The sequence below is a fragment of the bacterium SCSIO 12643 genome (assembly GCA_024398135.1).
Taxonomy (GTDB): Bacteria; Bacteroidota; Bacteroidia; order Flavobacteriales_G; family Salibacteraceae; genus CAJXZP01.
Genome location: CP073750.1, coordinates 288308 through 305138, shown reverse-complemented (window position 1 = coordinate 305138; position 16831 = coordinate 288308). Strand labels below are relative to the sequence as shown.

Sequence of the window (16831 nt, the reverse complement as noted above, 5' to 3'; positions counted from 1 at the left end):
TATTTTGAAATTAACTCTAGAATATGACAAGAGAAGAGCGTTTAGAGTTTTGTCTGGTATGTACCAAGAGAAAACCAAACATTAAAAAAGGATTATTGTGCAGTTTAACCGGTGAACATGCCACTTTTGAAGGTAATTGTAATGATTATGATGAAGATAAAGATGAGGTAGTTGCTCATTTTGAAAGGAAAATGTCGAGGGCTGGACATATGTCAGAAGGAGATCCCTTGAATTACCAAAAGAATAAGGTATGGGTATTTTGTGGATTTTTATTGGAATCGGGATTACACTATTTAGCATGACTTTATTCGATGGTTTTATAGTCATTATTCCTATGGGGTTGGTGTTTTATGGTATTTCATTAAAACGAAAAGGTGACTTACAAGAAAAAATCTGGAAGGAAAATGAGCTAAAAAGACAAACACCAAGAAATAGCATATAGGAGTAACGTAGAATTTATGTTTGCGTTTTTACGAAATAGAATATTCTATTTAAGGAGTATTGTATATTCGTGAAAACGAATATTTATGAGCCAAAGTGTATTGATTGTTGAAGATCACGAGTTGATTAGCCTGGGTTTGAAGTTGTTTCTAACTGATGGTAATTCAGATGAATATCAGGTGGTCGGCACTGTGGGGGATGGTTTAAAAGCTATTAATTTTTGTGAGCACCATCAGGTAGATTTGGTCATAATGGATACGTATATGCCTAATTTAAATGGTATTGAAGCGTCAGAAATTATTTTATCTCAAAATCCGGATCAAAAAATATTGGTTATATCCATAGATGAATCCATTCGATTGGTGAAGAAACTATTTGAAATTGGGGTGAGCGGATATGTCAGTAAAGGAGCTAGTAGAGAAGAGTTTTTGTTAGCCGTGAAATCGGTTTTGGAAACGGGGTATTACTTAGGAGAACGGGAATCAAAAAAACTGATCGATTTTTTCTTAAGAACAGGAAAGAAAGAAGCAACAGAACATGAATTCTCAGAGCGAGAATTGGAGATTATTAAGATGATTTGTAATGAGCTGACAACTTTAGAAATGGCAGAAAAACTATCTGTGACCAGAAGGACCGTTGAGATTTACAAAAAGAACATATATACTAAAATTGGAGTAAATAGTGTTGTGGGAATAGTTTTATATGCGATTCGAAATGGTTTGTATGAGGTGGATAAGCCAGAACGGATTTAGAATTATACCTAAATTACCATTTATAAAATAAAACCTACGACTCACAAAAGAAACCCTACAGCCTACATAAATTGAACAATTTGTAATTAGCGCACAAAGTAATTTTCGGTGGATTATTAACTTAAAATTTAATTTTTATGAAAAACCGAACAAAACATTTACTTACCGCAGCCTGCTTATGGGCATGTGCATCTGGAGCATGGGCACAAGGTACTCCAGACATTAAATGGCAACGAGGATTTGGCGCTGCCAATATGGATGAGATAATATCTCTGAACGAAGAGCCTAACAATGACATTCTATTGGGAATGAGATCAGCATCTAATTTTAGTTCTGGATTGAAAAACACCCCGAATCACGGATTATCCGATTACTGGATTGGTATAACTGATTCTAAGGGTGATGGAACTTCTGGATCAGCATTTATATGGGAAAGGTGTTATGGTTCCACTGCAAATGATGAATTAAGTTTTGCCTATTCTGCGACTACCAATATTGTAGCAGGAGGAACTTCATACGGTGGTATTGGCGGAGTTGGAGGGAGTGGAAGAACTATTCCTCTAAAAGGTATCAGCGATGGATGGGTTATATTGATGGCTAGAACAGGAGGTGCCGTCATCCAAAGGTCTTACGGAGGATCAGGAAATGAAATCATGGCGGATATGGTAGAGACCAGTACAGGTTATGTTTTTGTGATTTCATCTAATTCGCCTGCAGGGCTTATTTCTCCTACAAATAATAAGACAGTCCCGAATTTAGGAGGATATGATATTTGGGTGGTAGAAACAGATTTTTCTGGGAATGTTACAAATGAAAAAGTGTACGGAGGAACTGCAGATGATATCGCTCATAAGATTATTTTAACCAGTAATAATGAATTCGTTATTACCGGAACAACACAATCTGGATCTAATGCCAGCTATAAAACTTCCGGGGCTTATGGTTTGGAAGATTATTGGGTGATTAAGCTAGATCAAAATTTAAATCTACTTTGGGATAGAACTTATGGGGGGAATGATATTGATGAAAACCCCATAGCTGTTGAAATGCCTAGTGGAGATTTTTGGGTGGCAGGTACCTCAGATTCACCTGGGATGTCTGGAAATAAAATTCCATCCAATATCAATGGTTCCAGTGATATTTGGTTAGTAAAACTGACATCCTCCGGAGGAGTTTTACCACAAGATGTTATCGGAGGTAATAGTGATGAACAACTAGGTAGTTTTATTAAAACTTCGGATAATAACTATGTAATTTCATGTTCTTCATTTTCTGGCCAAACCGGAAATAAAAGCATGCCATTAATTGGCGTTATGGATACCTGGGTATTTAAAATGAATTCAAATGCATCAATTTGTTGGCAAAAGTCATTGGGCGGGTCTGCAACAGATTTCAACAACGATGTAATTCAAACTTTTGATGATCATATTTTGGTTGGCGGTCAATCTTTTTCCCCTGCAGGTCTACCACCATCAAATAAAACAACACCCAACAATGGAATGGCAGATGGTTGGATGGTAAAGTTATTCAATAGCGCCTATTGGGATAATCAATATGAAGCAAATAATATATGGTCAGAAAATAGAATTTGGTCTCATAGTATTGCTGAAGGAGACGATTATTTTTGGGATATTTCTCAGGTGGATCAGTATGGATACTGGTTGCTTGGTGTAGATAAGACCAGTGGGCATACCTATAAATCCAGACATCATGATTTTCCAGGTAATATTGGAGATTTCCCGGTGATTAAAGATTTTCCCCTTGATTTATTGGTTGCTGGAAATAATATGTCAAGTGGTTTCGTCAAATATGAGATTAACAAATTAACTGGAGATGCAATTAATGGAAGTCAGGTGGATGTGATGATGTCTTTAGGGAATTCTACAGATGGGGTAGAAACACATCCTGTGGAATTTATTCAAGCAGGAGGTCAAAAAATAATGTTGGCCTTTCATAGTAATCCTAGTATTATGATTAGACCTAGTTTGGTCTTATTAAATACATTAAATGCGGTATCTGCAATTAGTCACATAGAAGATCCTATGATGCCAAATGTACATTTGGTTCCTTGCAGAGCTTTGGTTATGGGTAATGAACTATTAATTGTAGGTTCTACTGTATCTAATACAAGTTCAAGCATCTTTACGTGTAAAATTAATTTGTCGAGTGGGTTACCTGCATCACCGATAAAATATTATACACCTACAGGTCAACAAGGACCCGTACAGAGAATAGTACCTGCTGAAATTACGGTAACAATGATTAATAATGAAGTCAGAATTGGATACGCGATTTCTGATAATTCCGGAATGTTATGGCCGGGAATGCTATTGTTGAATTCAAATCTGAATCCAGCGGGTTCTTATTACTATACCCCAAATATTACCGGAGTGATAAATGGGCATTCAGGACAGCTATTAAGTATTCCGGGTAATCCAAACATTATGTATCCAGCGACCATTAGTTTTAATGGAACGGATAAGATTATAATGATAAATGTTGATGGAAATACCGGAATTGCAAACCCTCAAAACTATATATATGACAATCAGAATAGTACCAGTAGAGTTTTAAGTTCCGCAATGATAACAAACCAACAAAATGGACAAGAGAACATTTTAATGGGAGTAAATGGTAATGATTTTGGTAAGTCTTTGATCTTGACATCTCCCGATCCAAATAAAATAGATGGACATCCTTGTGTGGAAGAATTTACAGTTAATAGTAACCCTTTGATTTTTAATGTGATTCAACGTCCGTTTAGTGTGGTGACAGACAACTTCAATGAATACCCGATTACTATTAACAATTCCGCAGAATTAGGGGACCGTTATGCCTGTAATCAAAATAGTGGTGTGTCATATAAAAAAGCTATGCAAACCAAACCAACTTCGACCACATCGATCTTTGATATAATTACTCAAAAAGAAGAGATTGATGTTAAAGTATGGAGATCGGAAGATCCTGGTGTGTTTAATGTAAAATCAGAAGAAGATATTCAGTCAATCAAAGTTTTTGATATGATCGGAAAATTGGTATTTAGTACCCATAAGAATTCCACATCTCAGCAAGTGAATTTGGCTCATATGCCTTCGGGTGTATACATTTTCCAGGTAGAGACTTTAGCTGGAATGCGTTCCGAAAAAGTAGTGAAATAAAGGTGAAGTGAATAAATAGGGGAAGAGCCGATGCTGGGAAGCATCGGCTTTTTTATTTAAAGTTGATCTAAAACCTGTAATACTTCTTTTTTTAGTTTTCTACTAATTCCGACTTCATACTGATTGGATAATACAATATGACCATCATTACTTTTCGAATAACCCACGACATGGTCCAGATTAATCACAAATGACCGATTGACTTTAAGTAGGTTTTTATAATGAAGGTCGCTAAATGTAGTTTTAAGATTTTTAGAGGTTATATAATCTTCCGAGGTCGTTTGAATTTTGGTGTAACTGCCATCCGCTTGTAAGTAGACCAAATCGGAGTAGTTGATATACGTATTAATTCCTTTATGGACGATCGAAAACCTTTTAGAATCAGGTCCCAAATCTGTTTTGGATTTGATTTGTCTTACACGTTCAATGGTGGTTTGCATCGATTGAATAAACTCTTTTCGGTTGATGGGTTTCAAGATGTAATCCAATGCTTTAGATTTAAATGCTTCTAAACTGAAATCAACATGAGCTGTAATGAATACCGCTTCAAAATTCCGGTTAGGAAAAGATTCAATGAGTTCTAAACCATCCATTTCTGGCATTTGAATATCAAAAATCACTAAATCCAGTTGATCTTGTGAAGAGATAAATGAGAATGCTTCTGTGGACTGAGTAAAAGTTGCTATAACCTCAATATCATCTTTAAAATACTTCTGAAAATATTTTTGAATCAATGAAATGGCATCTATTTCATCGTCTACAATTATGGTTTTAAGTTTATTCATGTGATAATTTTTTGGGGATCGTCATTTTAACGAAAGAATTAAACGTGTTGGGATGATCTACGATTCCATAAGTCATATGACAAGTTGTATTTTCCATCTTAGAAATAACTTCTAGACGTTCGGCAATCATTGCCAATCCTAATGATTTTTTGTTTTTCGACTGGGATGGCGTATTTCCAAATCCAATTCCGTTATCCAGTACGGATATTTGAATCATACCCTGATCATAGTTATGGATTTCTATTCGAATTACACCATCTTGTTCCAATGGTTGAAGTCCATGAATAATCGAGTTTTCGACAATTACCTGAAGGAGTAATGGAGGAATCATTATATGCTCTTCAGTGATTCCAGAACCATATACGAATTCAATTTTATTGTCTTTTTTGAATCTTAGATTTTCCAAAGACAAATAGAGTTCCAGAACCTTTCGTTCTTTAGAAAAGGAATACCAGTCATGCGTTGAATTTTCTAAAACCGATCGGAGTAACTGCGCAAATGTGCTTAAGTAATCGTCTGCCTTTTCCGTTTTTTCATCATTGATCAGAAACTGAATACTACCCAGTGCATTAAAGATAAAATGAGGGTTGAGTTGGGACGAAATTGCTTGAGAATGTAACTGATTTAATTGATGTGTTAAAGTGAGTTTTTCAATTTTTGCAATGTTACGATGGCGAATAAAAACAACCAATGGGCCTATAGTTGCACAAGCTATGATGAGCCAAAACCACCACTCTTTCCAAAACGGACGTTCGATGGAGATTACAATTTTCGAAGGTGCGGAAGTTTCTGAAGTAATGATATTTTGGTGATACGTCAATATTGTATGAGCTCCGGGATCAAGGTCAGGAAGAAAGATTTTATTCTGATAAACCGGAGAAACAATTTCGTTTCGATCGGAAACAATCTTCATCATTTGTCGGATATAAGGTTTTTTAGAATAATTGAAAGATGAGCTATGGAGTAGAATCGAATTTTCATAAAATGTTTTATCAATTGAGCTTTCCTTTTTACGTTCACTTCCGTTTTCGGTGAGATAGGTATTAAATTGAGGGAGCGATGATTTTTCAAAAGGGTTGTTTGAATAGAAAATTTGACCATCGGCAAGCCAATACAAGGTGTCCTTATGGATTTTGAGTTTTTGAAAAGGACCCTTATATAATTTTGAAGATCCAAAATAATATTGGAGTGGATGTCGTTGATTTTTCTGGTCATATCGAATCATACCATTACCAAGTAAAAAGAAGAGGAAGTCTTTATATGGAACAACCTGCTTGATTTGTCCTTTAAACAAAGGATGTTGTTCTATGATCAGTGTTAAAGTTTGATCTTCAAAAATCTCATATAAATCACCATTTAAGGTGGTGTAAAAAACTCTTCCGTTTTGTGCCGTATAAATTTTGTATACATCTTGTGCCAGTATATCCATATTATTTATGGAATCATTGGAAGCAAATATTTGGAGTAATTCATTTCCTTTTAGTGCATAAAACAAGTTTCGATTGATTTGGACGAATTGGTCATAATCTCCAAAAGACGTGGTTTTGAGAATATTGTCTTTGGTTTTATGATATCTGGATGCGGTTCTTTTAGAAAAGACTAGTGTACTGTCATAGTTTATAAAGTGTTCTCTGTTTCCTTGAAAAAGGATATGATAAATAAAGGGATGATTAATTTTAATTTTACTGGAATTCGTACTAAGGATTATATTTTGGGAGGTAGAGTACAGCTTTTTGATTGTAGATGATACCTTTAGTATTGTATCAGGAGGAGTCGTGGTATGATGCTTAAATATCCGATGTTGATCTCCATAAATAAGTTGATCTTGAAAAAAAGTAAAGTCTGTAACTAATGTATTGGTACGGATTTGTTGAATATTGTTTGACGCTATTTGATAAAAACCCAGTGTACCTGAAGTCAACCATAACTGATTTTTTGAAAGGTAATAGTTGGTTATGTTAATGAGTTCCGGATATTCTGTGATGCTATAATCCAGTGTTTTAAGATTATTAATGATAAACCTTAATGTGGGGGCATTTCTAAACGCGCACCAAATGGTGGAATCGTTTTCAAAATAAAGACCATCTACTTGGATGAATTCTTTAGTGTCAATGACTTTAGTGGTCAAACCATTGGTGAAAATGAGTTTTCTTACCTGTGAAATCGCAAATAGATTTTTGGAGTTGCATTTTACATCATAGATCACCTGTGGATTTGGAAGATCTACATAAAATGTAGTATCCGTGCGTTGATCTTCTATTATTAGGGTAAAGTTATGGCCATCTTTATTTTGAGGTTGACAAGACGAGAACTGGATGTTTTCATTGACAAATACTTTGGCGTATCCTATTTCGTTTTGGTCTGCGGGTATGTAAATCTGTTGGATTTGATTATTTGAAGTGATTTGAGTGAATTTGAAGATAGAAGTATCCTGGGCATGATAGGTTAACCATAAATTTTGATAAGTATCCTGTGTAAATTCCCGTTTTGTAAATCGATGCTTTGATTTAGACTTATGTAGTTGCGTGAAGTATTCAGGTTGAAACAGAGAATCGTTTTTGAGTAGATAGAAACCATGGTCTGCAGAAGTGATGATAAAATAATCTTTATATGGAACAATTCTATAAGCATCTTCCTCGGTATCTTGAGGAAATGGGAAATTTTTAAATTCTATACCATCATATTTAATAATACCGGAATTTGTAGCTAACCAAATAAAACCATTTGAATCCTGTAGAATATCATAACACTTTTCATCGGACAATCCATCCTCTTGTCCGAAATGTTTAACCGGAAGAATTTGTGCTGACATTTTGAAGCAGATCAATAGAGCATATAAAACTGATATGATGTAAAGTTTCATTGAGGTAAGAAATAACAATAGGTCTTCCTGGAAAATCTATCTAATATGGTCACAAGTTAAATGCCAACAATTGAAATAAATAAAGTTCATTCCAGCGGAAAGGTAAGACTATATCTGTTATACGTGGATAAATAATTTAAAGTTGGCAAGAAGTATTCAAACCGAACCAACCATTTAACTTGATTATCAGTCTTATTGATAAACCATATAAATCAACCAAAATGAAAAAACTATACTATTTCGCCTTAGCGTTATTACTACCACTTCTTGGAAATGCGCAAAAAACATTACCATATGCAACGGGGTTTGAAACCGTGCAGGAGCAGTCTGAATGGACTGAGTTCAGAGTAGGGCCGGCTAAAGACCCTCTGTATAAATGGAACTTTGGTTCGAATCAATTAAACCATAGTTATCCGGTTGGAGGCTCACAACTCACCAATGACTGGATGGTTTCTCCCGAATTGAGTTATACTTCCGGAGCTATTATTGATTCCATTATGTTTAAAGCAGGTGGATTTGGAATGCCGATGGGAGAAGATACTATTGCGTTATATGTCCTTGAAGGAAGTAACGACCCGGAGCAGGCAACATCTATGACTTTGTTGAAGTTATTCACTGATTCTACCTATGCGAATGATAATACCTGGCGAACATTTTACAATATTCCGGTATCGGTAAATGCTTCGAATAGTTTTTACCTTGGAATCAGGTATCAAACCACGTCAAATTGGTTGGATGTATCGATCGACAATATAAGCGTATCCAGTACTGTGGGTGGAGTAGAAATCGAAAATACTTTGAATCAGGTTCAGGTGTATCCCAATCCGACATCTCAATATTTAAATCTGGATTTTGATCAGAATATCCTGATAGATCAAATCAGTATTTGGGACTTAAATGGAAGAGAAGTAAAACGTTATACCGCAAATGAAAGAAGCTTGAATATCGAAGAACTTAATACAGGAGTATATGTTTTACAATTGGTAATGAAAGATCAAATCCAAACGATTCAATTTGAGGTTAAATAACCTTTTCTTAGAATTTTGTTAATGTACTAAGAATCGTAAAAATCTATCGTATGATGTTTTGATATTTTATTAAAACGAATTTGGATTAAAAATCACTTTATGAAAAGCCTTGGTGTATTTTACATCAAGGCTTTTTTGCTTTAATATCAATGTCTAACGAGTTTTATGTACGTGTTTACCACATTGATAAAATACGTGTTTATGCGGATATAAAATTAAATATTTAAGTTATAGATTTGTGATTGTTGTGAAATGTATGTTTCCTTATTTGTTTTAAAGGAAATTTTTAATTTAAAATAATGTTTTCGAAAAACACCACTCAAAAGAGAATATTATCCCTTTCAGGATTCACTTAGCTTGAATCAAATAAAGCTAAAGCACCTACCATCACACAAATTTTATTCATTAACTATTTAGAACATGAACTCTTATTTTTCGAGAGCCATTACATTTAGCCTTGTAGCTCTCTTTAGTGCAAATATTCAAGCACAAGAAACTGAAATACCTTTTTTAAGTAACGATCCGGTAAATCCGTCCCACTTTTATTATCCCAATCAAGGACAGATTGCCGATGACGATGGAAATTTACACCCCGAAGTTTTGTTTTATACCGAAATGACTTCCCCATCCTACTATTTTCATAATAACAAAGTCAGCTTTACCACATTGCGATTGGATTCGATCAACCCCGATACCAGTCTACGGATTGATATGGAATTTTATCAGGGAACTCCAAGTATAAATGTGAATGAAGCTGTAGATAATCCTGTACCTAAAAATCAAAAAGAAGAACATTTAAACTACTATTTGCCCCATTGTTCTGAAGGGATAGAGCAAGTTCATGGTTATGAACGGTTGGTATACGAAGATGCCTACCCTGATATTGATGTGGAGTTTACCAGTAATATATCCGGTCTAAAAGCACGTTTCATCGTACAGCCTAGCGCAGACCCTGACGATATCCTTTTGAAATTCACAGGACAAGACAACATCACGGAACATCCGAATGGAGACATTGAATTCTTATTGAGTTCCTGGGAACTCAAATTCAAACAAGCCTATGCCTATCAAGTCAGTAACGGACAACCGTTTTTAGTGAATTGGACACCTCTATGGGTACATGACGGAAATGGAATTGTCTCTATTACGACTGGATCATATAATGCGGATTTGCCTTTAATCATTGAAATGGGTGGTCCTGATTTGGCGTCTCCATCCGGATTATCAGGATCAAGTACGCCTGCACATTGGGGAACGTATTATGGGGGCGAAGGGATTGATGAAAACAAAGACTTTGATATTGATCAGGTTGGTAACTTTTATACCCTGAGCAATGTGAAAGGGAGTGGCGCTTCTTTTCCGGCTCTTGATGGTGTAACTTACCCCAATAATCTATCATTCAATATTATGATTTCTAAATTCTATCCGTATGAAGAGAGAGAGTATGCCACTTATATCGGTGGTACGGAAGACGATAATGGAATGGCCATAGCGTATCAGGTTGTACCGGATGCAGAAGGGAATATTTACATAGGAGGATATACGCTTAGCGATAATTTAGAGAATGGACAAAGTACTTCTACATTTAACCAAACCAAGCAACAAGGATTAGATGGCCTTTTGATGAAGTTTGAAGCTAGTTTAGGATTAAAACTTTGGGTCTCTTATTTTGGCGGAAATGGATCAGAGTTTATTATGGATATGAAAGCTTCCGTTGAAGAACTCTATATCTGTGGAGTTACTTCATCTACTAATACTGGAAATTGTTCAGGTTCTGCCGGAATGCCGATGTGCAACAGTTTGGGAAATAGTTTTTATCAAAACTCAAATCAAGGAGGAAAAGAAGCTTTTGTGGCGCAGTTTAGTGCCAAACCATTACAACAAATCCAATTAGAATGGAGTACATTTTTAGGGGGAGATCAAAATGATAGAGCCTATTCCATAGCCTACAAGTACAATAGTGCCACCCAAGAAAATGATATTTATTTGGCCGGAAAAACCAGTACTTCTCAAACCACAGGTTCATATACTTCGCCTGTTAGTGCCAATTCTAATGGCAGTTTCCCTTTGGCTGATCCACAGGGAGGCGCATACTTCCAGTCTGTATTGGGGGCAACTGCATCTACCAGTGTTGCAGATGGTTTTTTAGCGAAATTCAATGATCAACGCCAATTGGTTTGGTCAACTTTTTATGGAGGCGATGGTGATGATCAGTTTTCCGATATTGCGACTAATGGTAACGGGGTCACTGTAGTAGGGTATACTGAATCCAGTACTGATAACTCAGGAACATGTACCACGAATTTAAATGGAGACATCCCTAAATGTGCCACATCTCCAACGGCTTATACGGCTTCGAATCAAGGGATGCGTGATGTTTTGATTACCCAGTTTAATGATGCTGGAGTCTTACATTGGTCTACCTGTTATGGCGGTACCGGACAAGAAGCCTATTACGGATTTGTAAACTGCGTATCTGATCAGGAAGATAATGTTTATGTAACTGCCAATTCGTTACCGAATCCTTCGAGTCCAAGTAACATGAGCACAAATGATCCTGGTGGGGTGTATTATCAGTTCGATAACCAACATATCACTGAAAGTGGAAATGGTTCAGATAATATCTTGTTGATGTTTGATGAAGACAATACCCGATTATGGTCTACTTATTATGGGGGTGGATGTTCAGGATGTACCGATGATCAGGGAGATGAATATGTCGAGGCATTAACCGTGTTTAATTCGGAATGGATTTATTTTGGGGGCAATACCAGAAGTTTAAACACGCCACGCCATCAGTCCTGGGCAGGAGCATACTATGATGATCAACAAGGATCTATTTTAAGTAATACCAGAGTCAATGATGGATATATTGCCAAAGTGAATGTGACGGATTTAGCGCTCTTTTTAGAAGAGTTGACGCAAAAAGGGACGATTGATTATTTGGAAGGCTATCCAAATCCTGCAATAAATAATATTCAGGTACAGATGCCTTTTACTCAATCTATCGAAGTAGAATTGATAATTTACAATAATGGAGGCCAAGAAATCCAACGAATAGCTACCTTTACCGAAGGAAACCGTCTAAATCTCGATATTACTTCACTCAAAAGTGGGGTGTATTTTATGAGAATTGAACCGAAAAATGATCCAAACACTAAAAAATATGTGTATTCATTTATTAAACAATAAACTAACTAAACTGATACCACTTTGTGGTATCAGTTTCTTCTTTTTGATCCAAACCTCTTTTGCTCAAAAATGGGAAGGGTTAGGAATTGGAGATATTCGATTAGCCTATTTTAATCACTTATCAGTAGATTCTACTCAAGACAAACTGGTTTTAGGAGGGACAGATTATTTAACAGAAGTAAATGGTGTTTCGTCTTCGTCTATTTTAAAATGGACACCAGAAAATGGCGTGGAAATTTTAGCCCCTCATGATTATAATATCGTTGGCATTTCCACGGTTCATGATGTATTATTTTCTCATGATTCCATGATTGTGGTTGGAGATTTTGGGATTTCCATATATAAAAACGGTCAATGGGTTTATAACCACCATAATTTATATCATAGTTTTCGGAAAATCATTCCATATAAAAACTATTATCTGTTGGCATCAGGCTATTTTTATCCGTTAAAGAAAAGACCTCAACTTTTAAAATGGGATGGAGATACCACATTTACCGAGTTTCAAAACATTACGGATGTGACCTATAAAGGGGACAGGATTTCTGCTATGACCCAATATCAAGGGAATTTATATGTGGGTGGAAAAGGTAGTTACGTATCAGGTAGTTTGATGAATGGCGTGATGATGTGGGACGGACAAAACTGGTCGGATTGTGATAGTGGGATTACGGATGTTTCAAAGTTGGGTGGAATCAATGATATGATCGAGTATCAAGGAGATTTATATATTGGAGGAATGTTTTACCAAACCAATCATAGTAAAGAAAATATGATAGCTCGATGGGATGGACAAAACTGGAAAACCGTGGGTGGAGGATTTGGTTGGGGCATCGCACCTGGTTCTGAAACCATAGATGTGATGCACGTTCATGATGGATATTTATATGTCGCTGGTCAATTTCAAACCCCGGGAGGAATTCCTGCGAATTCTATTGCCCGTTGGGATGGAAATGAATGGTGTGGATGCGGTTCAACTTTTGATGGTCAAATCGTAGCTATGACTCATTATAGAGATACGCTCTATATTGGTGGTGGATTTAATCATATTGATGGAGACAGTATTGCTAAAATTGCACGTTTTATTGGAGATGATTTTGCAGACACCTGTGGTTCAACCACTGTGGGGATTAAAACACTGGAAGCCGAAAGAAAACAGATTGTGGGGTATCCAAATCCTGCCGGTAATGTAATTCATTTAATGCTCCCTGAATTGCAAAATCAAGAAGTGGAAATTCTAGTATACAATCAGGTAGGGCAGTTGATGTTCCAGCGTTCTCAGTATTTAGCCAATCAAAAGCTACAACTGGATTTATCCCAGCTTTCTAAAGGGATGTACTTTGGAGAATTGATCACAAAGAATAAGAACTATGTGTTCTCTTTTGTGAAGGAGTGATTTATGTATTTAAGACTCTGAAAAAACAAAAGTCACTATCTGGAAAGTATATGCGATGGAACTCTAAAAACTTCAATTATTAAATAATGGAAAACCAAAATCAGGAAGAAGAAATAAGAAGATTAATAATTATATTTCTTGCAATAGCGATTTCACTTATTATTTTATCAATTATTGCTCCTTTAATATTTACGCAATATTCGATTGTAGATTTTACTGATACGGGTGAAATTGGAGATACGTTAGGTGGAATTATGAACCCCTTTATTGCTATGGCAGGTGTAGCTGTAACTTTTTTAGCTTTCTATATGCAATACAAAGCAAATCACTATCAAAGAGATCAGTTTAATATTCAACTAAATAAAGAAAAAGAACAATTTCGTCAAGAGCTAGATTTACAAAAAGATCAGTTCCATAAAAATAGATTTGAGAATCAGTTTTATGAAATGCTTAAATTACATAACCAGAACGTAAATAATATTGAAATTACTCAAAAGAATTATGAAAGTGATGAAAAATATACCGTTACAACAATTAGAGGTATTAAGGCCTTAGTTTACTTACTAACAGAGTTTGAAATAGCTTATGAATTAGTTAAAAAAGAATTGTCTGATAAAACTGACAAATCACTTATTAATATAGCATATAGTTATTTCTTTCGTGGAATTGAAAATTATTATGATTATCCGATTTTTAGAGAATATTTAAAGAGAATTAACTCGGATCACCGAAGGAAATACTATTGGAATTTGGATTTGTTATTGGAAATGAGATTGGGGCCTCCATATAATTTTTTGGTTACTCCAAAGTATGATATGTTTCTCGGTCATTCAAATCAGTTAGCACATTATTATAGACAATTATTTCAAATCGTAAAGTTTGTAGCAAATCAAGATGAGTCCTTCATTACATATGAAGAAAAAAGAAGATACTTACGAATCCTTAGGGCGGAATTATCAAACCAAGAGCAAATGTTACTCTTTTATAATTGGCTGTCAGGATATGGAAGCCAATGGGAAGATGAGAGAAATAAATTTTTTACAGATTACCGTATGATTCACAATATTGAACGAGATGCTTTAGTGGACGACTTTCAATTCCACGAAATATTTGATTTACAAATTGGATATAGAACGGAAAAGAATAGACAAAAGGACCCATTGTTTGAGTTTCAAGACTGGGAATAATAGTATTAATTCTTAAATCAAAATGCGCTGTGATTAATACTGGTATTTAAACCTTCCAAAATTTAATTCATTCAGACTTTAAATTTGATATAAAAGATGAAAGAAAACTACGAAAAGGAACCGTCAAATTCGTTATACCATTTTACTAATTTTAAGGTCGCTTTGGAACACATTTTACCTAATTTTGAATTAAGGCTTAATTCAATTGTAAATACAAATGACCCCAGAGAATACAAATCATTTGGTTTTGGTGCTATAAATGGAAAGTTTTCGAGTGGAAAAGAAATTAGAGAACATCAAGAATGGGATTCAAAAGCAACTAATTTGATTAGAAAGGGAGTGAAGGTTTTATGCTTTTCTCAAGATTATAAAATAGATGAGGAATGGTTTGATGGATATAATCTACCAAGGATGTGGGCTCATTATGGACATAATCATACTGGAGTTTGTTTTGAAATCGATAAAAATATTTTTATGGATGAAAATAGCGATAGATTAAAAAATACTTTTTTAAAGGCAATAGACTATGTCTATAAATTTGATTATCCCTGGATTTATTATGATAGACTTAAAGAAGTAGGAGAAGAAAGATATTTTAATGAATTTAAGAAAGCTAATATGGATTATCTATTTTTTAAAAAATTCGTTGACTGGGAGGCAGAAAGAGAAACTAGACTATTAAAATTTTCGACTGAGTCAGATTTAGATGAGTATGTATCTATTAAGAAGTCTATTAAAAGAATAATTATTGGTTGTGAATTTAATCTAGTTTATTTACCAAGTTTGATTAAGCTTAGTGATGGAATTAAAATTGAAAAAATAGCATATAGCAATGAGGGATTCAAAAGTTTCCCATTTAGCGATGAATACATAGAAAATACGATGAAAGTATATTAAACTCGTATGATATTATATTCAAAAAGTACTTTCTAGGTGAGTAAGTAAATTTAAACGTTTAAGAGGGAAAATTCTTAACATAGTATCTGGTAATGAAAGATCAAACCCAAACGATACAGTTTGAGGTTAAATAACCCTTTCTTAGAATTTTGTTAATGTTCTGAGAATCTCTGAAATTCTTTAAATCGAGATTTATATTCGTTCGTTTTAAATCAAATAAAAACGTCCTATGAAAATCTCTATTCAATCTCTGGTATTCTTGATCTGTATTCTTCCCGTTTTAGGAATAGCTCAAATTAATAAACCGGGTTTGAGTCCTAAAGTGACCAAAGAACTTCAGGTGGGTTTAACGCATGTAAAATTGGAATATGGGCAACCCAGTGTACGGGATAGGGCCATATTTGGAGCTTTAATTCCGTATGGAAAAGTATGGCGAACTGGAGCAAATTCGTCTACAAAAATTCATTTTGATAGAGATGTGTCTCTGGCAGAGAAGGTGGTTCCAAAAGGTGTTTATGCAATTTATAGTATTCCCGGAAAATCAAGTTGGACCATTATCATCAGTAAGAATTCTGAATTGTGGGGTGCCGGGGGATATTCTGAAAAGGAAGATTTATTTCGTGTTGAAGTTCCGGTTATAGAACTAAAAGATTATGTAGAAACATTATCTATACACTTTGAAGCATTTCATGCCAATGGGGCTGATTTGGTGATCATGTGGGAAAATACGAAAGTAGTGGTTCCGGTTTTTGTAGATTCAGATGATCAGATCTATAAGGAAATTCAGGAAAAAATTATTGATGGTGGACAGAACCCGGTGAAAGCGCAGACATATTTTGATGCCGCACAGTTTTATTATGAAAAGAATAGAGATTTAGAGCAAGCTGCGATTTGGTTTGAGAAAGCTATGGAACTAAGACCTAATGCATTTTGGTATGTGTACTATAGAGCGGAATTGGCTTTTACTTTGGGAGATTATGACACAGCCAATGAAATGGTTCAAAAGAGTTTGAGAATGGCCAGAGAAAGTTCATCCGGAGATTACGGATATGTGGCCAAGTGTGAGTTGCTGATTGAAAAACTGAAGTCCAAATAGGAAGGGTATTCAACACACATAAAAAACGAAATATTT

The 16831-nt window shown here is 35.1% G+C and carries 12 protein-coding genes; 10 read left to right on the top strand and 2 right to left on the bottom strand.

Translation table 11 applies throughout. The annotated features are described in order from the left end of the window. Positions 1–23: 23 nt before the first annotated feature. The 4 genes from KFE94_01295 to KFE94_01280 all read left to right on the top strand — a co-directional run bounded on the left by KFE94_01295 (position 24) and on the right by KFE94_01280 (position 4351). A complete protein-coding gene (locus KFE94_01295; protein ID UTW66776.1) occupies positions 24–302 on the top strand; it encodes a hypothetical protein in 279 nt (92 codons plus the stop codon). Continuing rightward, entirely contained in the window at positions 299–442 is a 144-nt protein-coding gene (locus KFE94_01290) for a hypothetical protein (GenBank protein UTW66775.1), read from the top strand. The genes KFE94_01295 and KFE94_01290 overlap by 4 nt, the downstream gene beginning before the upstream one ends. Before the next feature lie 85 nt (positions 443–527). Continuing rightward, positions 528–1193: a response regulator transcription factor gene (locus KFE94_01285; protein ID UTW66774.1), complete on the top strand. Its 666-nt coding sequence runs from the start codon at positions 528–530 to the stop codon at positions 1191–1193. 137 nt (positions 1194–1330) lie between these two features. Beyond that, entirely contained in the window at positions 1331–4351 is a 3021-nt protein-coding gene (locus KFE94_01280) for a T9SS type A sorting domain-containing protein (protein UTW66773.1), read from the top strand. Between the two features lie 56 nt (positions 4352–4407). Here KFE94_01280 and KFE94_01275 read toward each other — a convergent pair whose 3' ends face one another. Then, entirely contained in the window at positions 4408–5136 is a 729-nt protein-coding gene (locus KFE94_01275) for a response regulator transcription factor (protein UTW66772.1), read from the bottom strand. After that, positions 5129–7948 carry a histidine kinase gene (locus KFE94_01270; GenBank protein UTW66771.1) on the bottom strand — a complete coding sequence of 940 codons (2820 nt, stop codon included), beginning with the start codon at positions 7946–7948 and terminating at the stop codon, positions 5129–5131. Before KFE94_01270 ends, KFE94_01275 begins: the two co-directional genes overlap by 8 nt. Before the next feature lie 272 nt (positions 7949–8220). Between KFE94_01270 and KFE94_01265 the strand changes: the two genes are divergently transcribed. The 6 genes from KFE94_01265 (at position 8221) to KFE94_01240 (ending at position 16795) form a co-directional block, all read left to right on the top strand. After that, positions 8221–9027, top strand: coding sequence for a T9SS type A sorting domain-containing protein (locus KFE94_01265; protein UTW66770.1), 807 nt, complete (start codon positions 8221–8223; stop codon positions 9025–9027). A 420-nt stretch (positions 9028–9447) separates the two neighbouring features. Next, complete coding sequence (locus tag KFE94_01260; protein UTW66769.1) at positions 9448–12219, top strand: T9SS type A sorting domain-containing protein; 2772 nt, start codon at positions 9448–9450, stop codon at positions 12217–12219. Continuing rightward, on the top strand, positions 12194–13615 hold the full coding sequence (locus KFE94_01255; GenBank protein ID UTW66768.1) for a T9SS type A sorting domain-containing protein: 1422 nt from the start codon (positions 12194–12196) through the stop codon (positions 13613–13615). The genes KFE94_01260 and KFE94_01255 overlap by 26 nt, the downstream gene beginning before the upstream one ends. 86 nt (positions 13616–13701) lie before the next feature. Further along, positions 13702–14802, top strand: a complete 1101-nt coding sequence (locus tag KFE94_01250) for a putative phage abortive infection protein (protein ID UTW66767.1) — start codon at positions 13702–13704, stop codon at positions 14800–14802. A gap of 96 nt (positions 14803–14898) precedes the next feature. Beyond that, positions 14899–15699: a DUF2971 domain-containing protein gene (locus tag KFE94_01245; protein ID UTW66766.1), complete on the top strand. Its 801-nt coding sequence runs from the start codon at positions 14899–14901 to the stop codon at positions 15697–15699. A 229-nt stretch (positions 15700–15928) separates the two neighbouring features. Beyond that, positions 15929–16795 carry a DUF2911 domain-containing protein gene (locus KFE94_01240; protein ID UTW66765.1) on the top strand — a complete coding sequence of 289 codons (867 nt, stop codon included), beginning with the start codon at positions 15929–15931 and terminating at the stop codon, positions 16793–16795. The last annotated feature ends 36 nt before the right edge of the window (positions 16796–16831 follow it).

Coding starts and splice junctions, on each gene's coding strand:
- KFE94_01295 (UTW66776.1), top strand. CDS start 24: ATGACAAGAGAAGAGCGTTTAGAGTTTTGTCTGGTATGTACCAAGAGA.
- KFE94_01290 (UTW66775.1), top strand. CDS start 299: ATGACTTTATTCGATGGTTTTATAGTCATTATTCCTATGGGGTTGGTG.
- KFE94_01285 (UTW66774.1), top strand. CDS start 528: ATGAGCCAAAGTGTATTGATTGTTGAAGATCACGAGTTGATTAGCCTG.
- KFE94_01280 (UTW66773.1), top strand. CDS start 1,331: ATGAAAAACCGAACAAAACATTTACTTACCGCAGCCTGCTTATGGGCA.
- KFE94_01275 (UTW66772.1), bottom strand. CDS start 5,136: ATGAATAAACTTAAAACCATAATTGTAGACGATGAAATAGATGCCATT.
- KFE94_01270 (UTW66771.1), bottom strand. CDS start 7,948: ATGTCAGCACAAATTCTTCCGGTTAAACATTTCGGACAAGAGGATGGA.
- KFE94_01265 (UTW66770.1), top strand. CDS start 8,221: ATGAAAAAACTATACTATTTCGCCTTAGCGTTATTACTACCACTTCTT.
- KFE94_01260 (UTW66769.1), top strand. CDS start 9,448: ATGAACTCTTATTTTTCGAGAGCCATTACATTTAGCCTTGTAGCTCTC.
- KFE94_01255 (UTW66768.1), top strand. CDS start 12,194: ATGTGTATTCATTTATTAAACAATAAACTAACTAAACTGATACCACTT.
- KFE94_01250 (UTW66767.1), top strand. CDS start 13,702: ATGGAAAACCAAAATCAGGAAGAAGAAATAAGAAGATTAATAATTATA.
- KFE94_01245 (UTW66766.1), top strand. CDS start 14,899: ATGAAAGAAAACTACGAAAAGGAACCGTCAAATTCGTTATACCATTTT.
- KFE94_01240 (UTW66765.1), top strand. CDS start 15,929: ATGAAAATCTCTATTCAATCTCTGGTATTCTTGATCTGTATTCTTCCC.